Origin of the sequence: Burkholderia sp. KCJ3K979 (genome assembly GCF_016759955.1) — a bacterium.
GTDB lineage: Bacteria > Pseudomonadota > Gammaproteobacteria > Burkholderiales > Burkholderiaceae > Burkholderia > Burkholderia orbicola.
Genome location: NZ_JACFYV010000135.1, coordinates 1 through 18,448 on the forward strand (window position 1 = coordinate 1; position 18,448 = coordinate 18,448).

Here is an 18,448-nt window from a genome sequence, read left to right on the forward strand (position 1 = left end):
CATACGAGCCCTGCACGGCCTCGGCCAGCTTCGCCTCGAGCACGCCGGCCTGGACCGGCCCGTTCGACCGCACGAGCCATTCGTCGGGGCCGAGCCACAGCACGTCGTATTCGGCACCACGCGCCACCGTGTTCGGCGCCGCGGGCGGCAGGCAGCCGACCACGCGCTCGAACGCGGCGACGAAGGCCGGATCGCTCAACTCGCCGCGCACGTTGACGAGATCGAGGAACGGCCGCTCGCGCAGCGTGAACTTCTTCGACGCGCGCGCCTGGTGCGCCTTCAGCACGTCGGCCGCGCCGACGAACGGCGATTCAAGCGTCACGCCGCCCGCACCCGCCACCTGCGTCTGGTTTCTCGTTTCATTCCACATGCTGACGCACCCCTTCGGTATCGTAGAAAACCGGGCTGGAGATCTTCGCGGTGATGCGCCGGCCGTTGGCCAGCGGAATCACGACGCTCTCGCCCATCTTGTTCAGGCCGCCCTTCACCACCGCGAGCGCGATCGAGCGCTTCAGGATCGGGCTGTAGTAGCTCGACGTCACGTGGCCGATCATCGGCGTCGGATCGACCGCCGACACCTGCGTGTCCTTCGCGATGATCTGCGCGCCTTCCGGCAGCACGAACTGTTCGTCTTCGGTCAGCAGGCCGACGAACTGCTTGCGGCCTTCCTTCGCGGTATCCGAACGCGACAGCGAACGCTTGCCGAGGAAGTCCTTCGACTTCGCGACGACGCCGCCCATCCCGAGATCGAACGGCGTGATCGAGCCGTCGGTGTCCTGGCCGACGATGATGTAGCCCTTCTCCGCGCGCAGCACGTGCATCGTCTCGGTGCCGTACGGCGTGATGTCGAACTCGGCACCGGCCGCCATCAGCGCTTCCCACACCGCGCGGCCCGCGTTCGCCGGCACGTTCACTTCGTAGGCCAGCTCGCCCGAGAAACTGATCCGCATCACGCGCGCCTTCGCGCCGGCAACCGTGCCGTTGCGGTAGCTCATGAACGGGAACGCTTCATTGCCGAAGTCGATGTCCTGGCACACCTTCTGCACGACCTTGCGGCTCTTCGGGCCGACCACCGCGAACGTCGCCCAGTGATCGGTGACGGACGCGAGCCGCACCTTCATGTCGGGCCATTCGGTCTGCAGCCAGCGCTCGAGCCACGTCAGCACGCGCGCCGCGCCGCCGGTGGTGGTCGTCATCATGAAATGCTGGTCGGCGAGGCGCACGGTCACGCCGTCGTCGAACACCATCCCGTTTTCGTCGAGCATCAGCCCGTAGCGGCACTTGCCCACTTCGAGCTTGTTCCATGGGTTCGTGTACATCCAGTTCAGCAGCTTCACCGCGTCCGGGCCCTGGATGTCGATCTTGCCGAGCGTCGACGCGTCGAGAATGCCGACGCCGTTGCGCACCGCGAGGCATTCGCGCTTCACGGCCGCATGCAGATCCTCGCCGTTCTTCGGGAAGTACCACGGGCGCTTCCAGTTGCCGACGTCCTCGAACATCGCGCCGTGCTCGACGTGCCATTCGTGCACGGCCGTCTTGCGGATCGGGTCGAGGAAATCGCCGGTCTCGCGGCCCGCGAACGTGCCGAACGACACGGGCGTGTAGTTCGGGCGGAACGTCGTCGTGCCCGTTTCCGGAATCGTCTTGCCGAGCGCACCCGCGAGGATCGCCATCCCGTTGATGTTGCCGAGCTTGCCCTGGTCGGTGCCGAAACCCATCGCCGTGTAGCGCTTCACGTGCTCGACCGACTCGAAGCCTTCACGCGCGGCGAGCAGGATGTCGGCCGCCGCGACGTCGTTCTGGAAATCGACGAACTGCTTCGGTCCGCGCGCGGCTGCCTCGCGGCTCCCGACGAGCCACAACGGTTGCAGCGCGCCCTCGACGGCTTCGGCGACCTGCGGTGCGGCCGGACGTTGCGCGGCCGTGAAGCCCGCGGCCTTCGCCGCTTCCACGCCCGCATCGACCGCGAGCCGCAGCGCACGAGCCAGCCCGAATTCGCCGGCCGCCGCACCGATGCTCGCTTCCGCCTGCACCGGCTTGCCCGGCAGGAAACACGCCTTCTCGTCGTTCCAGCACGCCTTGCCGCCCGATTGCGCGAACAGGTGCAACACCGGGCTGAAGCCGCCCGACATCGCGACGAGGTCGCACGGCAGCGTCTGCAGCTTGCCGCCGGTCTGGCCGTTCGAGTAGGACGCGACGTCGACCGACGATACGCGCCACTTGCCCGAAGCGGCCGTGACGACCGCACCGCTCATCACCGTCACGCCCTGCCGCTTGGCTGCGGCCGGCAGCGCGCCGTTCGACGATGCGCGCGAATCGACGACCGTCACCTTCGCGCCGCACGCCTTCAGGTCCAGCGCGGTCTGGTATGCACGATCGTTGTTCGTGAACACGACCACGTTGCGGCCCGGCAGCACGCCGAAGCGATGCACGTAGGTGGACACCGCGCCCGCCAGCATCACGCCCGGCAGGTCGTTGTTGCCGAACACGATCGGCCGCTCGTGCGCGCCGGTCGCGAGGATCACGCGCTTCGCGCGGACCTTCCACAGCAACTCGCGCGTGCCCTTGCGCATCGATACCGGCAGGTGATCGGTCAGGCGCTGCGTGACCGTCACGAGGTTGTGGTCCTGATAGCCGAACGCGGTGCTGCGCGACAGGATCGTCACGTCGGGCAGCTTGCGCAGTTCGGCCTCGATCTTCTCGACCCATTGCAGCGCGGGCTTCGCGTCGATCTCCGCGCGGCACGACAGCAGGCTGCCGCCGAGTTCGCGCTGGTCGTCGACGAGGATCACGCGCGCGCCGGCCGTGGCGGCCGCATGCGCGGCGGCGAGGCCCGACGGGCCACCGCCGACCACGAGCACGTCGCAGTGCGCGTAGCACTTGTCGTAGCGATCGGCGTCGAGCACTTCGGGCGCCTTGCCAAGGCCGGCCGCTTCACGGATCTTCTCTTCGTACTTCGGCCACATGTTGCGCGGCCACATGAAGGTCTTGTAGTAGAACCCGGCCGGCATGAAGCGCGAGAACTTCTGGTTGATCGCGTACTTGTCGTTCTCGAGCGTCGGCTCGGCGTTCACGCTCGTCGCGACGAGGCCCTGGTACAGCTCGATCTCGGTCGCGCGCGCGTTCGGCACCGTGTACGGGCCGGTTTCGAGCTGCACGACGGCATTCGGTTCGGCCACGTCCGCCGTGACGATCCCGCGCGGGCGGTGATACTTGAAGCTGCGCGCGACGAAATGCACGCCGTTCGCGAGCAGCGCGGACGCGAGCGTGTCGCCCTGGAAGCCCTGGTACGTGCGGCCGTTGAACGTGAACGTCAGCGGAATCGCGCGATTGATGCGGCCACCGGTGCCGAGGCGGTCTTTCTGGCTCATTTGCTCGTGCCCTCTTCGTGTGCGTTGCCGGCAGCGGCGCCACTGATGGCAGCCCCGCCGAACTTTTCGTAGCCCTTGATATCGTAGGTGACCGTGTCGCGCGTCACCTTGAACCAGCGGCGGCAGCCCTGCGTGTGCAGCCATTGCTCCTTGTGCAGCCCGCGCTTGTTCTCGCGCATGAACACGTATTCGCCCCATTCGCGGTCGGTCATGGTTTCGTTCGCCACCGGGCGCACGATGTCGGCTTCACCGCCGCACGTGAACTCGGATTCGGCGCGCGGCCCGCACCACGGACATTCGATCAGCAACATGTTTCTTTCTCCAATGGTGACTGGGTTAGTGCGCGACGGCGGCGGCGCCGTGCTCGTCGATCAGGTGGCCCGTGTAGAAGCGGTCGAGCGCGAACGGTGCGTTCAGCGGATGCGGTTCGTCGCGGGCGATCGTGTGCGCGAACACCCAGCCCGAGCCGGGCGTCGCCTTGAAGCCGCCGGTGCCCCAGCCGCAGTTGAAATAGAGGCCCTTCACGTCGGTCTTGGTGATGATCGGGCATGCGTCCGGCGACACGTCGACGATGCCGCCCCACTGGCGGTTCATCCGCACGCGCGAGAACACCGGGAACATCTCGACGATCGCCTGCAGCGTGCTCTCGATGATGTGGAAGCTGCCGCGCTGGCCGAAGCCCGTGTACTGGTCGATACCGGCGCCGATCACGAGGTCGCCCTTGTCGGACTGGCTGATGTACGCGTGCACCGCGTTCGACATGATCACCGAGTTCACCACCGGCTTGATCGGCTCGGACACCAGCGCCTGCAGCGGGTGGCTTTCGATCGGCAGACGCACACCGGCCATGTCGGCGAGCGTCGTCGTGTTGCCGGCGGCCACTACCGCAACCTTCTTCGCCTTGATGAAGCCCTTCACCGTATCGACGCCGACCACCGCGCCGCCTTCGCGGCGAATGCCCGTGACCTGGCAGTTCTGGATGATGTCCACGCCGGCGCGATCCGCGCCGCGTGCGAAGCCCCAGGCCACCGCGTCGTGACGCGCGACACCCGCACGGCGCTGGATCGATGCGCCGAGCACCGGGTAGCGGCTATTCAGGTTGATCGTCGGCTCGATTTCCTTGATCTGTGCGGGCGTCAGGAATTCGGCATCGACACCGTTCAGCCGGTTCGCGTTCACGCGGCGCTCGGTGTCGCGCACGTCCTGCAGCGTGTGGGCCAGGTTCATCACGCCGCGCTGGCTGAACATCACGTTGTAGTTCAGGTCCTGCGACAGCCCTTCCCACAGCTTCATCGCCTTCTCGTACAGCGCGGCCGATTCGTCCCACAGATAGTTCGAGCGCACGATCGTCGTGTTGCGCGCGGTATTGCCGCCGCCGATCCAGCCTTTCTCGAGGATCGCGACGTTCGTGATCCCGTGCTCCTTCGCGAGGTAGTACGCGGTCGCGAGGCCGTGGCCGCCGCCGCCGACGATCACGACGTCGTATTCCTTCTTCGGCTCCGGGCTCTTCCACTGCTTTTCCCAGTTCTCGTGATACGAGAGGCCGTTGCGGAACAGGCTGAATATCGAGTAGCGGCTCATGTTTGGATCCTTCGTTAGCATTCGATGACGTTCACGGCGAGGCCGCCGCGCGACGTTTCCTTGTATTTCGTCTTCATGTCGGCGCCGGTTTCGCGCATCGTCTTGATCACGGAATCGAGCGATACGTAGTGCTGGCCGTTGCCCTTGAGCGCCATGCGCGACGCGTTCAGCGCCTTGATCGCGCCCATCGCGTTGCGCTCGATGCACGGGATCTGCACGAGCCCGCCGACCGGGTCGCAGGTCATCCCGAGGTTGTGTTCCATGCCGATCTCGGCCGCGTTCTCGACCTGGTCCGGCGTGCCGCCCATCACGGCGGCGAGCGCGGCGGCGGCCATCGAGCACGCGACGCCCACTTCGCCCTGGCAGCCGACTTCCGCGCCGGAGATCGACGCGGTTTCCTTGTAGATGATCCCGATCGCCGCGGCCGTCAGCAGGAATTCGACGATGCCGGCTTCATTCGAGCCCGGCACGAACTTCACGTAGTAGTGCAGCACCGCGGGGATCACGCCGGCCGCGCCGTTGGTGGGCGCGGTGACGACCCGGCCGCCGGCCGCGTTCTCTTCGTTGACGGCCATCGCATACAGGTTGACCCAGTCGAGCATCGACAGCGGGTCGCGCAGCGACTCTTCCGAACGCGAACGCAGGCGGCCGTTCAGCTCGGCCGCGCGGCGCTTCACGCGCATCGGCCCCGGCAGGTCGCCCTCGACCTTGCAGCCGCGCTCGACGCAGGCGGCCATCGTGCGCCAGATCGCGAGCAGCCCGGCGCGCACTTCGTCGGCGGGACGCAGCGCGCATTCGTTGCGCAGCATCAGTTCGGCGATCGACAGCCCGTGTTCGCGGCACTGGCGCATCAGGTCGTCGCCGGTACGGAACGGATACGGCACCTCGACCGCCGCACGCACGCCGTTCACGCGATCGCCGTCGCGGTTCACGACGAAGCCGCCGCCGACCGAGTAATACTCTTTCTCGACGAGCAACTGGCCGTGTTCGTCGAATGCCTGGAAGCGCATCCCGTTCGGATGCACGATGCTCGTGCCGCTCATCAGCTTGCGATAGAAGCCGATGTGTTCCTTTTCGTCGAAGCGCACCGTCTGCTTGCCGAGCAGCGACAGCGACTTCTCCGCGCGGATCGCGGCGAGCCGCGGCTCGATCAGGTCCGGATCGATCGTGTCGGGCAGGTGGCCCTCGAGGCCGAGCAGCACCGCCTTGTCGGTGCCGTGGCCCTTGCCGGTCGCGCCGAGCGAGCCGTACAGCTCGACCCGCACGCGGCGCACGAAGCCGAGCAGGTTCGCGTCCTCCACGTGCGACGCGAAGCGGCACGCGGCGATCATCGGGCCGACCGTATGCGAACTGGACGGGCCGATGCCGATCTTGAACAGGTCGAACGCGCTGACGTTCATCTGGCTTCCTTTGGGTTGCATGCGTGAAATGTCGTTGGGCCCCAGTACATCAAAGCGTAAAATCGGCCGATAGAACAAAAACGGCATCGGCGTGGGATAGCGCCGCCAAGCGCCGCGCCGGCCGGCCCGAAAGTGCGTTTTGGCGATGGTTCGCGACGGAAAACCACAAGTCCGGCCACGGCCGATCGGCGACGCTGGCTGCATCCGCGCCGCCTCCGGCCGCCGCAACCCGCAAACCGAGTGAAACGAGTGAGACCGCCTGCCCGGCGTGAAGAGATTGGCCGCGATGACCCCCGACGTACCCGCTTCCCCCCTCGCAGAACCCGCGCCGCGGCGCATCCGCTTCGGCATCGTGCTGCTGCCGAACTTCACGCTGACGGCCTTCTCCGGCTTCGTCGACATGCTGCGGCTGTCGGCCGACGACGGCGACTACAGCAAACCCGTGCGTTGCGCGTGGAGCGTGATCGGCGAGACGCTCGCACCGGTGCGCGCGAGTTGCGGGATCCAGATCACGCCGTGGGAGACGTTCGACGCGGCCGAGCCGTTCGACTATGTGGTGGTGGTCGGCGGACTGCTGCATTCGGGGCCGCAGGCCGGCCCTGAAACGCTCGACTTCATCCGCCGCGCGGCGACGGGCGGCGCGACGGTCGTCGGCATCTGCACCGGCGTGTTCACGCTGATGCGCGCCGGCGTGCTCGACGGCTACCGCACCTGCGTGAGCTGGTTTCATTACTGGGATTTCATCGAGCGCTTTCCGTCGGCCGATCCCGACCTGCTGATCGCCGACCGGCTGTTCGTGATCGACCGGCGCCGGATCACGTGCTCGGGCGGCCGCGCGTCGATCGACGTCGCCGCCGCGATCCTGCTGCGCCATTTCGATCATGCGACCGTGCAGAAGGCGCTGCGCATCCTGCTGGTCGGCGAGATGCAGAAAGGCAACGCGCCGCAGCCGCATCCGCCGGGCCTCGAGCCGGCGACGCATCCGAAGGTCAAGCGCGCGATTCTTCTGATGGAACAGCACGTCGGGCGTGCGCTGCCGCTCGAGGAACTGGCGTGCAAGCTCGACCTGTCGACACGGCAGCTCGAGCGGCTGTTCAAGGCGGAAACCGGCAAGAGTCCGCAGGCCTTCGCGAAACAGGTGCGGCTGCGCACGGCCGCCTGGCTGCTGACGAGTTCGGACCGCACGGTCGCCGATATCGCGTCGAGTTGCGGATTCGCCGATGCGTCGCACCTCGGGCGCGAATTCCGCAAGCAGTTCGGCGTGCCGCCGGCGACGTATCGCGAGCGCGGCGGCGACGTGGCCGAAGTCGATGCGGCGCTCGATGCGTCGGCCGACCCGGTCGAGGACATCGCCGACTGACGCCCCCGGGGCACTCGCCCCTTTCTTGGCCAACCGCAGGAACGGCGCACGTTCGCATCGGTTTCGAATCTTTTGGAACCGGTTCCAATCCACTTAGCCGACGTTGACTTCCGTAAACGAGGGTTATTCCGGATGCTGTCATTCGCTCAAATTTGTATGATGACCACATCACCTTACAAACCTGAGCATCATGTTCGAGAAAATTCCCGCCCGCGCGATGAGCGACCATGTCGCGCAGCAACTGCTCAAGCAGATCGAAGTGGGCAGCTTCTCGGCTACCGGCAAGCTGCCGACCGAAGCCGTGCTCGCGCAGGAATTCGGCGTGAGCCGCACCGTGATCCGCGAGGCGATCTCGCGGCTGAAGAACGAGGGGGTGGTCGAGCCGCGCCAGGGCAGCGGCGTATTCGTGAACCAGCACGGTGCGATCCGGCCGCTGCGGATCGACTACGCGGAAGCCGTCGAGGCGAGCTCGCTGCCGCACCTGCTCGCGGTACGCCGCGCGATCGAGGCCGAAGTCGCGGCCGAGGCCGCGCTGCACCACACCGCCGACGACATGGCCGACATCGACGACGCGCTGCGCAAGATCGACGCAGCGGTGGCCGAAGGGCGCGACGGCGTCGCGGAAGACGTCGCGTTCCACCGCACGATCGCGGCCGTCACCGGCAACCCGTATTTCCTGAAGACGCTGCAGTTCCTGAACCAGTACCTCGAAGCCGGCGTGAAGGTCACGCGCAGCAACGAAGCGACGCGCGAGGATTTCTCGCGGCAGGTGCGCGAGGAGCACGCGGCGATCGCCGACGCGATCCGCGCACGCGACCCGATGGCCGCGCGCAACGCGGCGCGCACGCATATGTACAACGCCGCCCGCCGTCTCGCGGAAGCCGGCATCTGCTGAAGCCGGCGGCGCCCGCCGCCGTTGTCCAGAACCTCTCTCGAATCGATCAAGGTTGACCATGTCACGAAATGTTGGAGTCATCGGCCTCGGCGCGATGGGCCTCGGCGTCGCACGCTCGCTGCTGCGCGCCGGCCTGCGCGTGCACGCATGCGACGTGCGCGACACCGTGCTGCAGGCGTTCGCCGCCGAAGGCGGCATCGCGTGCGCGACGCCAGCCGAACTCGGCGCGCAGTGCGACGTCGTCGTCACGCTCGTCGTCAATGCCGCGCAAACGGAAACGGTGCTGTTCGGCGAACACGGCGCGGTCGCGGCGATGCAGCCGGGCGGTGTCGTGATCGCGAGCGCGACCGTCGCACCCGAATTCGCGGTCGCGCTCGGCGCACGCATCGAGGCCGCGGGCCTGCAGATGCTCGACGCGCCGGTGTCGGGCGGCGCCGCGCGTGCGGCCTCCGGCGAGATGACGATGATGACGTCGGGCCCGGCCGCCGCGTATGCGGGCTGCGAGGACGTGCTCGCCGCGATCGCCGGCAAGGTGTACCGCCTCGGCGACGCGCACGGCATCGGCTCGAAGGTGAAGATCATCAACCAGCTGCTGGCCGGCGTGCATATCGCGGCGGCCGCCGAAGCGATGGCGCTCGGCCTGCGCGAGGGCGTCGACGCCGATGCGCTGTACGACGTGATCACGCACAGCGCGGGCAATTCGTGGATGTTCGAGAACCGTGTGCCGCACATCCTGAACGGCGACTACACGCCGTTGTCGGCCGTCGACATCTTCGTGAAGGATCTCGGCCTCGTGCTCGATACCGCGCGCCGCAGCAAATTCCCGTTGCCGCTGTCCGCCACCGCGCACCAGATGTTCATGAGCGCGTCGAGCGCCGGCCACGGCGGCGAGGACGATTCCGCCGTGATCAAGACTTTCCCCGGCATCACGCTGCCGCCCGCCCGCTGATTCGAACGACGTTCCCGCCATGACCGCTTCCGCTTCCCGTCCCCTGCTCGGCTGCATCGCCGACGATTTCACCGGCGCGACCGATCTCGCGAACATGCTCGTCAAGAGCGGCATGCGCACCGTGCAGACGATCGGCGTGCCCGCCGACGGCGCCGCTGCCGACACGATCGTCGACGCCGACGCGATCGTCGTCGCGCTGAAGTCGCGCACGATCCCCGCCGCCGACGCCGTCGCGCAATCGCTCGCCGCGTATGAATGGTTGCGCGCGCAAGGGTGCCGCCAGTTCTTCTTCAAGTACTGCTCGACGTTCGATTCGACCGACGCGGGCAACATCGGGCCGGTGGCCGACGCGCTGCTCGATGCGGCCGGCGGCGACTTCACGATCGCGTGCCCGGCGTTCCCCGAGAACGGCCGCACGATCTACCGCGGCCACCTGTTCGTCGGCGACGTGCTGCTGAACGAATCGGGGATGGAAAATCATCCGCTCACGCCGATGAAGGACGCGAACCTCGTGCGCGTGCTGCAACGGCAGACGAAGTCGCCGGTCGGCCTGATCCGCTACGACACGATCGCGCTCGGCGCGGCGGCCGTGCGCGCGCGGATCGACCAGCTGCGCGCGGAAGGCGCCCGTTTCGCGATCGCCGACGCGCTGTCGGACCGCGATCTCTACGTGCTCGGCGAAGCGTGCGCGGGCCTGCCGCTCGTCACCGGCGGCTCGGGCATCGCGCTCGGCCTGCCGGCGAATTTCCGCCGCGCGGAGCAATTGCCCGAGCGCGACAACGCGGCGTCGCTGCCGCGCATCGACGGCCTGTCGGCCGTGCTCGCCGGCAGCGCATCGAAGGCCACCAACGCGCAGGTCGCCGCATGGCGCATGACGCGTCCGAGCTTTCGCATCGATCCGCTCGCGGCGTCGCGCGGCGAACCCGTCGTCGAGCAGGCGCTCGCGTTTGCGCGCTCGCACCTGCCGCAGCCCGTGCTGATCTATGCAACGGCCACGCCCGACGAAGTGAAGGCCGTGCAGCAGGCGCTCGGCGTCGACGCGGCCGGCCATCTCGTCGAAAGCACGCTCGCGGCAATCGCCCGCGGGCTGCGCGAACTCGGCGTGCGCAAGTTCGTCGTCGCCGGCGGCGAGACGTCCGGCGCAGTCGTGCAGGCGCTCGACGTGAAGTCGCTGCAGATCGGCGCGCAGATCGATCCGGGTGTGCCGGCCACGGCCACCATCGACGTGCAGCCGCTCGGCCTCGCGCTGAAATCCGGCAACTTCGGCACCACGGACTTTTTCGACAAGGCGCTGCGCGCGCTGGACGGAGCCGCACGATGAGCGACGAAGCGAAACTGCGCGAAGAGATCTGCGTGGTCGGCGCGAGCCTGTATGCGCGCGGCCATGCGGTCGGCAGCGCCGGCAACATCAGCGCGCGCCTGCATGACGGCTGGCTGATCACGCCGACCGACGCCTGCCTCGGCCAGCTCGACCCGAACGACATCGCGAAGGTCGGCACCGACGGCCAGCCCGTATCGGGCGGCAAGCCGTCGAAGACGCTCGCGCTGCATCGCGGCATCTACGCGCGCAACGCGGAAGCGAACGGCGTCGTCCACACGCATTCGACGCATCTCGTCGCGTTGACGCTCGCCGGCGTGTGGCGCGACACCGACGTGCTGCCGCCGATCACGCCGTACTACGTGATGAAGGTCGGCCACATCCCGCTGATCCGTTACCGCCGCCCCGGCGACCCGGCCGTCGCGGCCGAAGTCGCGGCGCTGGCCGACCGGGTGCGCGGCGTGCTGCTCGATCGGCTCGGCCCCGTGATGTGGGGGCCGTCGGTATCGCACGCGTCGTACGCGCTCGAGGAGCTCGAGGAAACGGCGCGGCTGTGGCTGATGACGCAGCCGAAGCCCGAACCGCTGACCGACGCGGCGCTCGACGAACTGCGCCAGACCTTCGGCGCGCGCTGGTAACGCGTCGCATCCTGATCGCACAGTAGTCCATACCGATTTCCATGCCCGCCGTGTGCGCGGGCCTTTCCGTCAGCACACACACGATCCGGCGGCGTACGCGCCGCCGGCACACCATAGTCCTGGAGACGACGATGACTGCTCTCGACGCGGCCGCAAGCCGCTCGCCCGCCGCGGCCGCCCAATCGGGCGAACTCGACCGCACCTACAAGAAAGTGTTCTGGCGCATCGTGCCGTTCCTGATGCTCTGCTACGTGGTCGCGTATCTCGACCGCGTGAACGTCGGCTTCGCCAAGCTGCAGATGTCGCAGGATCTCGCGTTCAGCGAAACCGTGTTCGGACTCGGCGCCGGCATCTTCTTCCTTGGCTACTTTCTGTTCGAACTGCCAAGCAACCTGCTGATGCACCGCATCGGCGCGCGCATCTGGATCGCGCGGATCATGATCACGTGGGGCCTGCTGTCCGCGCTGTTCGCGTTCGTGCAGACGCCGACGCAGTTCTACGTGCTGCGCTTCCTGCTCGGCCTCGCGGAAGCCGGCTTCTATCCGGGCGTGATCCTGTACCTCACGTACTGGTTCCCGTCGCATCGCCGCGCGAAGATCATCGCGGTGTTCATGTCCGCGATTCCAGTGTCGGGCATCTTCGGCAACCCGCTGTCGGGCTGGATCATGGAGCGCTTCCACGGCGGCTCGGGCTTTCACGGCTGGCAATGGATGTTCATGATCGAGGCCGTGCCGGCCGTGCTCATCGGCATCGCGACGATCCTGTATCTCGACAACAGCATCCGCGGCGCGAAGTGGCTCGACGAGCGCGAGAAGCAGCTGCTCGAGGACGAAATCGCCGCGCAGCCGCAGGAACAGCAGCAGCATGGCCATTCGCTGAAGGCCGTGTTCTCCGACCCGCGCATGTGGTGGATGTCGCTGATCTACTTCGCGTTCGTCACCGGCCAGTACGGCCTCACGTTCTGGATGCCGACGCTCGTCAAATCGACCGGCATCACCGATACGCTGCAGATCGGCCTGCTGTCGGCGATTCCGTTCGTCGTCGCGATCGTCGTGATGAACCTGTTCGGCCACAGCGCGGACAAGCGGCGCGAACGCCGCTGGCACCTGATCGTGCCGGCGCTGATGGGCGCGATCGGGTTTGCGGTCGCCGCGTCGTACTCGCACAATACGGCGGTGTCGATCGTGTTCCTGTCGCTCGCGGCAGGCGGCGTGCTGACCTGCGCGCCGCTGTTCTGGTCGCTGCCGACCGCGTTCCTCGCTGGCTCCGCGGCCGCGGCCGGAATCGCGATCATCAACTCGGTCGGCAACCTCGCCGGTTTCGCGAGCCCGTACGTGATCGGCTACCTGAAGGACGCCACGCACAGCACCGCGTCCGGCATGTACGTGCTCGCGGCAATGCTCGTGATCGGCGCGATCGCCGTGTGGCTCACGCCCGCCAAACTCGTGAACCGCTGATTCGCCGCTGGACGACTCATCATTCGACGGGGGGCGCACGGCGCCCCGCCCCATTCATGCACAGGACCCGCTGCCATGCCACGCTTCGCCGCCAACCTCTCGATGATGTACACCGAGCATGCGTTTCTCGAACGCTTCGCCGCTGCCGCCTGTGACGGCTTCAAGGCCGTCGAGTACCTGTTCCCGTACGACTTCGGCGCCGAGGACATCCGCGCGCGCCTCGACGCGCACGGCCTCGAACAGGCGCTGTTCAACGCGCCGCCGGGCGACTGGGCCGCGGGCGAACGCGGCATCGCATCGCTGCCGGGCCGCGAGGACGAGTTCCGCCGCGGCATCGACCAGGCGCTCGACTATGCGCGCGTGATCGGCAACAAGAAGCTGCACGTGATGGCCGGCATGGTGCCGCCGGGCGCCGATCGCGCGCGCCATCGCGACACGTATCTGGCGAACCTGCGTCATGCGGCGCAGGCGGCCGCCGCGCACGGCATCACGATCCTGATCGAGCCGATCAACCAGCGCGACATGCCCGGCTACTTCCTGAGCCGTCAGGACGACGCGCAGGCGATCCGCGCGGAAGTCGGCGCGCCGAACCTGAAGGTGCAGTTCGACTGCTACCACTGCCAGATCGTCGAAGGCGATCTCGCGATGAAGCTCAAGCGCGATTTCGCGGGCATCGGCCATATCCAGATCGCGGGCGTGCCGGAACGCCACGAGCCGGATGTCGGCGAACTCAACTACCCGTACCTGTTCGCGCTGATCGACGCGCTCGGCTACGACGGCTGGATCGGCTGCGAATACCGACCGAAGGCCGGTACGTCGGAAGGCCTCGGCTGGCTCAAGACATACCTGTAACTCCCTTATTTCCCAGAGGGTCAACAACATGAAAGTACTGATCACCGGCGGCGCCGGCTTTCTCGGCCAGCGTCTCGCGCGCAAGCTGCTCGAGCGCGGCGAACTGACCGGCCCGGACGGCCGTATCGAGAAGATCGACGAGCTGGTGCTGCTCGACGTCGTCAAGGGCAGCGATTTCGGCGATACGCGCGTGACGTCGATCGTCGGCGACATCGCCGATCGCGCGGTGCTCGACAGTGCGATCGACACGCAGACGGGCGCGATCTTCCACCTCGCGGCGATCGTCAGCGGGCAGGCCGAAGCCGATTTCGATCTCGGCATGCGGATCAACCTCGATGCATCGCGCACCCTGCTCGAAGTGTGCCGCGCGCGCGGCCACCAGCCGCGCGTCGTGTTCACGAGCTCCGTCGCGGTGTACGGCGGCGCGCTGCCCGACGTCGTGCAGGACGACACCGCGCTCAACCCGCAGTCGTCGTACGGCGCCGAGAAGGCGATCGCCGAACTGCTGCTGTGCGACTACGCGCGGCGCGGCTTCGTCGACGGCCGTGTGCTGCGGCTGCCGACCATCAGCGTACGGCCCGGCCGCCCGAACGCGGCCGCGTCGTCGTTCGCGAGCGGCATCATCCGCGAGCCGCTGAACGGCGAGGAAAGCGTGTGCCCGGTGCCTGGCTCGACGCGGCTGTGGCTGCTGTCGCCGCGCGGCGCGATCGACGCGCTCGTCGCCGGGTGCGAGATCGACGGCGCGAAGCTCGGCAACAAGCGCGTGATCAACCTGCCGGGGCTGTCGGTGTCTGTCGACGAGATGATCGCGGCGCTGCGCGAAGTCGCGGGCGACGAGGTCGTGAAGCTGATCCGTCACGCGCCCGACGAACGCGTCGAGAAGATCGTCGGCAGTTGGCCGGGCCGCTGGGATACGTCGCGCGCGGAAGCGCTCGGGCTGAAGGGCGACACGTCGTTCGTGGACGTGATCCGCAGCCATATCGCGGACGAACAGCGCTGATTTGAACCGGATCGGGCCGCGTCGACGCGGCCCGGCCGAATGTGGCCCGGCCGAACGTGGCCCGACCGATTCCCCGACGCGCAACGACGCGCGTTGCGTCCCGGCCACCTGCCTGAAGTGCGCATCGACGCCGGGACAACACCGCACCACCGCTCCACACGATTCGTCTCCGCGCGACACGCCGCGCGCGTGCCTCGCTCTGCCGCGATGCCGACGGTCGCGCGCAACACGGGTACATAACGGCACCTAGTTGCCGACCTGCGCCGGCATGCCGGGCTCGGCCGCCCGCGTCGCCGACGCCGCCATTCGCGCGCGATCCTGCTCGGCGAGCTTCGCTTCCGCGGCCTGGATATCGGCCGGATACTCGCCGTCATCGCCCTTCGCCGGGTCGTACCCGGCCGCTTCGAGGCGCATCAGTTCGTCGCGAACCTGCGCACGCGTCAACGGTGCGGCCGATTGTGCGAATGCCGACTGACCGACGATCGCAGCGATCATCGTCAGTACTGCGATATATATTTTCATCATGAACTCCTTCAATGTGACGTATCGATCAACCACGGGATTTGCGTGACCTGAGAATGCAGGCCCGCGGCTCAGCTTCCGAAATAGACCGTGCAGAAGCTCGCGGGGCCGACGCATGCGGCGGCGCCTCGACGCGGCGACATCGAAGCCGGCTTGCCCGCGTCGGACGACACGGCCGGATCGCTGCCGACCGCCGTGCTGGCCTGCCGCTGCGGCATCCGCTCGGCCTGCTGCTGGAACAGCGGGCTCACGTCCGGATACGACGTATCGGTCACGAAGCGCAGCCCGTTGTTTTGTGCATCGATCAGTTCCTGCCGGACCTGTTCGCGCGTGAGCGCCTGTGCCGACGCTTGCGTCGCGACACCTGCGAGAGACATCGCCGCCACCGTGGCGGCTACCAGCCAGTGCGTGTTCATGTTCCACTCCTTCATCAGTCAACGAGACGACGTGCTACACCCGTATGACGACGGAGGGGCCGGGTTTATTCCCGCCTTTCCATGCGCGCCTGCCGAACGTTCATCGAACTGTCATTCATTCGTCAGCCGGCGTAACGTGACGTAACGCAATGCCCGCCGTGCTTCGGGCAGACTGACCCCCACTTCATCCGGGCCGCCCATCGATCGACATGTCCGCCGCTTACGACCATGCAGCCGCCCTGCTGCGCACGCTGTACGACCGCCATATCGACAGTGGTGCGGTGCTCGACGCGTCCGCATTCCCGGATGCCGAGCGTTTCGTGCGCGCGTGGCCCGCGATCCGCACGGAGGCGCTGGAGGTAGCACGCGACATGCCGCGCATCCCGCGTTTTCACGAAATCATGCGCGAGCAGTACGACATCTCGGCCAACGATGCACGCGACTGGCGCATGTTCATCATGCAGGCGTACGGCCAGCCGTTTCCGCGCAACCTGTCGCGCTGCCCGACCGTCGCGTCGCTCGTCGCGGCGTCGCCGGACGTGCTGTCCGCGTCGCTGTCGTTCCTCGCGCCCGGCAAGCACATCCCGCCGCATCGCGGGCCGTTTCGCGGCATCCTGCGCGGTTATCTCGTGCTGTCGATGCCGAAGCGCGCCGACGGCACGCCGGCCGCCGTGCTGAAGGTCGACGGACACGAATACCGGCTCGACGAAGGCCGCTTCCTGCTGTGGGACGACACGTTCACGCACGAGGTGTGGAACGACAGCGACGCCGTGCGGATCGTGCTGCTGCTCGATATCCGTCGGCGCGGAATGCCGCGCTGGCTCATGTGGCTGTCGAATGCGGTGATCGGGGTCGTGCGGCTCGGCATCCGGATCAGGGGGCGGTCGATTCCGGTTTAGCCGCCGCCAGCCCGCGCAGACGCCATGGCAAACGCCATCGCTTGCGGCCGCTCCGTTCCGCCTTTCGACACCCGCCGGATCGCCTAAACTACAAGCCGTCCCTTCGTGCGGCTCCTGCCAGCTACCGCCATGGCGCACCTCTTCTTCGCCGCGTCGATCCAGCGGCATGTCGAAACGCCCGAGCGCGACGTCGACGCGCATACGGTCGGCGAGGCATTCGACACCATTTTCAGCGAGCAGCCGCGGCTGCGCGGCTACATCGTCGACGACCAGGGTGCGCTGCGAAAGCACCTGTCGGTGTTCATCGACGGCCAGCCGATCCGCGACCGGCAGCGCCTGTCCGATGCGCTCGGGGCCACCAGCCGCGTGTATGTCGTGCAGGCGCTGACCGGCGGATAAAGGGACCGATGCCCGAGCACCTCCCCATACCAAGCGCCGTCGCACCAAGGCGGACCATCAGGAGACATTGCGCATGAACGATCGACTGCTCGTCGCCACCCGCAAGGGCCTGTTCGTCCTGCAACCCGACGGTCATGGCGGCTGGACGCCCGGCGAACCGCATTTCATCGGCGAGCCCGTCAGCATGGCGCTCGCCGACCCGCGCGACGGCACGCTGTATGCGGCACTCAATCTCGGCCATTTCGGCGTGAAGCTGCATCGCCTGCGCGCCGGCGCCACCGACTGGGAGGAATGCGCAGTCCCGGTTTATCCGCCCCAGCCCGCCGACGCGTCGGCCACCCGCGCCGACACGCACGCAGGCAGCGGCGACACCGCCGACGCGCCTGCCGGATCGCCGCAGCCGCCGTGGACCCTTCAGCAAATCTGGTCGCTCGAAACCGGCGGCGCGGACAAACCGGGCGTGCTGTGGGCCGGCACGATTCCCGGCGGCCTGTTCCGCTCCGACGATCACGGCGATTCGTGGGTACTCAACCGCGCGCTGTGGGATCGCCCCGAACGCGCCGAATGGGGCGGCGGCGGGTACGACGCGCCGGGCATCCATTCGGTGATGGTCGATCCGCGCGACAGCCGGCACGTCACCGTCGGCATCTCGTGCGGCGGCGTCTGGCAGACCACGGACGGCGGCGCGACGTGGCGCGTGACCGCGGAAGGCATGGAGGCCGACTACATGCCGCCCGAGCGGCGCGGCGAGCCGAACATGCAGGACCCGCACCGCGTCGTGCAGTGCGCGGCCAACCCGGACGTGCTATGGACGCAGCATCACTGCGCGATCTTCCGCTCGACGGATAGCGGTGAACACTGGCGGCGCATCGAAGCCGAGCCGTCGAGCTTCGGTTTCGCGGTGGCCGTGCATCCGCACGAACCGGATACCGCGTGGTTCGTGCCGGCCGTGAAGGACGCGTGCCGGATTCCGGTGAACGGCCGGTTCGTCGTCACGCGCACGCGCGACGGCGGCCGCAATTTCGAGAGCCTGTCGAACGGGTTGCCGGCCGCGCCCGCGTACGACCTCGTGTACCGGCACGGGCTCGCGGTGGACGATTCCGGCACGCGCCTCGCGATGGCGTCGACGACCGGCGGGTTATGGACGTCCGCCGATGGCGGCGAGCACTGGCAACAGATATCGGCGCACTTGCCGCCGGTGTATTGCGTGCGCTTCGGTTAATCACACGCGGACACCGAACGAAACGCAACCATCCGCACGTTGCCGAACGGAATTCGCGCGCCGGCGTAACCAACCGCCGCTTCACGCAGCCGGCGCTATCCGCCCGACCGACGCGCGGGTCCGTGCGATTTCCGCTTCGAGCCAGTCGAGAAACCGCCTGACCTGCGGC

Annotated in this window: 18 protein-coding genes; 11 read left to right on the forward strand and 7 right to left on the reverse strand. The window is 67.7% G+C overall.

All coding sequences use genetic code 11. From position 1 onward, the window contains the following. The 5 genes from H3O04_RS23970 to H3O04_RS23990 all read right to left on the reverse strand — a co-directional run. Positions 1–370 (reverse strand): sarcosine oxidase subunit gamma family protein (locus H3O04_RS23970; protein WP_272929893.1); only part of this gene is annotated, 370 nt, incomplete at its 3' end. Further along, positions 360–3,371 (reverse strand): sarcosine oxidase subunit alpha family protein, encoded by a 3,012-nt coding sequence (locus H3O04_RS23975; RefSeq protein WP_124550111.1) that lies wholly within the window; start codon positions 3,369–3,371, stop codon positions 360–362. The genes H3O04_RS23970 and H3O04_RS23975, both read right to left, overlap by 11 nt. After that, positions 3,368–3,682: a sarcosine oxidase subunit delta gene (locus H3O04_RS23980; protein WP_023476365.1), complete on the reverse strand. Its 315-nt coding sequence runs from the start codon at positions 3,680–3,682 to the stop codon at positions 3,368–3,370. Before H3O04_RS23980 ends, H3O04_RS23975 begins: the two co-directional genes overlap by 4 nt. Before the next feature lie 25 nt (positions 3,683–3,707). Continuing rightward, positions 3,708–4,952, reverse strand: coding sequence for a sarcosine oxidase subunit beta family protein (locus H3O04_RS23985; RefSeq protein ID WP_006480591.1), 1,245 nt, complete (start codon positions 4,950–4,952; stop codon positions 3,708–3,710). Positions 4,953–4,966: 14 nt separating this feature from the next. Then, positions 4,967–6,352, reverse strand: coding sequence for an L-serine ammonia-lyase (locus tag H3O04_RS23990; RefSeq protein WP_011694831.1), 1,386 nt, complete (start codon positions 6,350–6,352; stop codon positions 4,967–4,969). A 286-nt stretch (positions 6,353–6,638) separates the two neighbouring features. Between H3O04_RS23990 and H3O04_RS23995 the strand changes: the two genes are divergently transcribed. The 8 genes from H3O04_RS23995 to denD all read left to right on the forward strand — a co-directional run bounded on the left by H3O04_RS23995 (position 6,639) and on the right by denD (position 14,821). Next, on the forward strand, positions 6,639–7,712 hold the full coding sequence (locus H3O04_RS23995; RefSeq protein ID WP_012339471.1) for a GlxA family transcriptional regulator: 1,074 nt from the start codon (positions 6,639–6,641) through the stop codon (positions 7,710–7,712). A gap of 190 nt (positions 7,713–7,902) precedes the next feature. After that, positions 7,903–8,607: a FadR/GntR family transcriptional regulator gene (locus H3O04_RS24000; protein ID WP_006480587.1), complete on the forward strand. Its 705-nt coding sequence runs from the start codon at positions 7,903–7,905 to the stop codon at positions 8,605–8,607. Positions 8,608–8,659: 52 nt separating this feature from the next. Then, the gene (gene ltnD / locus H3O04_RS24005; RefSeq protein WP_349292516.1) at positions 8,660–9,556 is read left to right on the forward strand and encodes an L-threonate dehydrogenase; all 897 of its coding nucleotides are present in this window, start codon (positions 8,660–8,662) and stop codon (positions 9,554–9,556) included. A gap of 19 nt (positions 9,557–9,575) precedes the next feature. Continuing rightward, positions 9,576–10,877: a 3-oxo-tetronate kinase gene (gene otnK / locus H3O04_RS24010; protein ID WP_202588582.1), complete on the forward strand. Its 1,302-nt coding sequence runs from the start codon at positions 9,576–9,578 to the stop codon at positions 10,875–10,877. Then, positions 10,874–11,512, forward strand: coding sequence for a 3-oxo-tetronate 4-phosphate decarboxylase (gene otnC / locus H3O04_RS24015; RefSeq protein WP_202588583.1), 639 nt, complete (start codon positions 10,874–10,876; stop codon positions 11,510–11,512). The genes otnK and otnC overlap by 4 nt, the downstream gene beginning before the upstream one ends. Before the next feature lie 131 nt (positions 11,513–11,643). Further along, positions 11,644–12,969, forward strand: coding sequence for an MFS transporter (locus H3O04_RS24020; RefSeq protein ID WP_027812612.1), 1,326 nt, complete (start codon positions 11,644–11,646; stop codon positions 12,967–12,969). Between the two features lie 75 nt (positions 12,970–13,044). Continuing rightward, positions 13,045–13,821 carry a 2-oxo-tetronate isomerase gene (gene otnI, locus H3O04_RS24025; protein ID WP_202588584.1) on the forward strand — a complete coding sequence of 259 codons (777 nt, stop codon included), beginning with the start codon at positions 13,045–13,047 and terminating at the stop codon, positions 13,819–13,821. Positions 13,822–13,849: 28 nt separating this feature from the next. Further along, positions 13,850–14,821 (forward strand): D-erythronate dehydrogenase, encoded by a 972-nt coding sequence (denD, locus tag H3O04_RS24030; RefSeq protein WP_078041664.1) that lies wholly within the window; start codon positions 13,850–13,852, stop codon positions 14,819–14,821. A gap of 246 nt (positions 14,822–15,067) precedes the next feature. Here denD and H3O04_RS24035 read toward each other — a convergent pair whose 3' ends face one another. Both H3O04_RS24035 and H3O04_RS24040 read right to left on the reverse strand, forming a co-directional pair. Continuing rightward, on the reverse strand, positions 15,068–15,343 hold the full coding sequence (locus H3O04_RS24035; protein ID WP_202588586.1) for a DUF4148 domain-containing protein: 276 nt from the start codon (positions 15,341–15,343) through the stop codon (positions 15,068–15,070). Positions 15,344–15,414: 71 nt separating this feature from the next. Beyond that, positions 15,415–15,759 carry a DUF4148 domain-containing protein gene (locus tag H3O04_RS24040; protein ID WP_023476357.1) on the reverse strand — a complete coding sequence of 115 codons (345 nt, stop codon included), beginning with the start codon at positions 15,757–15,759 and terminating at the stop codon, positions 15,415–15,417. A 209-nt stretch (positions 15,760–15,968) separates the two neighbouring features. On the opposite strand from H3O04_RS24040, the gene H3O04_RS24045 reads away from it, so the two are divergent. The 3 genes from H3O04_RS24045 to H3O04_RS24055 all read left to right on the forward strand — a co-directional run bounded on the left by H3O04_RS24045 (position 15,969) and on the right by H3O04_RS24055 (position 18,279). Beyond that, a complete protein-coding gene (locus H3O04_RS24045) occupies positions 15,969–16,658 on the forward strand; it encodes an aspartyl/asparaginyl beta-hydroxylase domain-containing protein (protein WP_006480579.1) in 690 nt (229 codons plus the stop codon). A gap of 129 nt (positions 16,659–16,787) precedes the next feature. Then, positions 16,788–17,057 carry a MoaD/ThiS family protein gene (locus H3O04_RS24050; protein WP_006480577.1) on the forward strand — a complete coding sequence of 90 codons (270 nt, stop codon included), beginning with the start codon at positions 16,788–16,790 and terminating at the stop codon, positions 17,055–17,057. A gap of 73 nt (positions 17,058–17,130) precedes the next feature. Beyond that, entirely contained in the window at positions 17,131–18,279 is a 1,149-nt protein-coding gene (locus H3O04_RS24055) for a WD40/YVTN/BNR-like repeat-containing protein (RefSeq protein WP_202588585.1), read from the forward strand. The last annotated feature ends 169 nt before the right edge of the window (positions 18,280–18,448 follow it).

Excerpts from the sequence above, each read along its gene's own strand:
- H3O04_RS23975 (WP_124550111.1), bottom strand. The coding sequence starts at position 3,371 with ATGAGCCAGAAAGACCGCCTCGGCACCGGTGGCCGCATCAATCGCGCG.
- H3O04_RS23980 (WP_023476365.1), bottom strand. The coding sequence starts at position 3,682 with ATGTTGCTGATCGAATGTCCGTGGTGCGGGCCGCGCGCCGAATCCGAG.
- H3O04_RS23985 (WP_006480591.1), bottom strand. The coding sequence starts at position 4,952 with ATGAGCCGCTACTCGATATTCAGCCTGTTCCGCAACGGCCTCTCGTAT.
- H3O04_RS23990 (WP_011694831.1), bottom strand. The coding sequence starts at position 6,352 with ATGAACGTCAGCGCGTTCGACCTGTTCAAGATCGGCATCGGCCCGTCC.
- H3O04_RS23995 (WP_012339471.1), top strand. The coding sequence starts at position 6,639 with ATGACCCCCGACGTACCCGCTTCCCCCCTCGCAGAACCCGCGCCGCGG.
- H3O04_RS24000 (WP_006480587.1), top strand. The coding sequence starts at position 7,903 with ATGTTCGAGAAAATTCCCGCCCGCGCGATGAGCGACCATGTCGCGCAG.
- otnK (WP_202588582.1), top strand. The coding sequence starts at position 9,576 with ATGACCGCTTCCGCTTCCCGTCCCCTGCTCGGCTGCATCGCCGACGAT.
- otnC (WP_202588583.1), top strand. The coding sequence starts at position 10,874 with ATGAGCGACGAAGCGAAACTGCGCGAAGAGATCTGCGTGGTCGGCGCG.
- H3O04_RS24020 (WP_027812612.1), top strand. The coding sequence starts at position 11,644 with ATGACTGCTCTCGACGCGGCCGCAAGCCGCTCGCCCGCCGCGGCCGCC.
- otnI (WP_202588584.1), top strand. The coding sequence starts at position 13,045 with ATGCCACGCTTCGCCGCCAACCTCTCGATGATGTACACCGAGCATGCG.
- denD (WP_078041664.1), top strand. The coding sequence starts at position 13,850 with ATGAAAGTACTGATCACCGGCGGCGCCGGCTTTCTCGGCCAGCGTCTC.
- H3O04_RS24035 (WP_202588586.1), bottom strand. The coding sequence starts at position 15,343 with ATGAAAATATATATCGCAGTACTGACGATGATCGCTGCGATCGTCGGT.
- H3O04_RS24040 (WP_023476357.1), bottom strand. The coding sequence starts at position 15,759 with ATGAACACGCACTGGCTGGTAGCCGCCACGGTGGCGGCGATGTCTCTC.
- H3O04_RS24045 (WP_006480579.1), top strand. The coding sequence starts at position 15,969 with ATGTCCGCCGCTTACGACCATGCAGCCGCCCTGCTGCGCACGCTGTAC.
- H3O04_RS24050 (WP_006480577.1), top strand. The coding sequence starts at position 16,788 with ATGGCGCACCTCTTCTTCGCCGCGTCGATCCAGCGGCATGTCGAAACG.
- H3O04_RS24055 (WP_202588585.1), top strand. The coding sequence starts at position 17,131 with ATGAACGATCGACTGCTCGTCGCCACCCGCAAGGGCCTGTTCGTCCTG.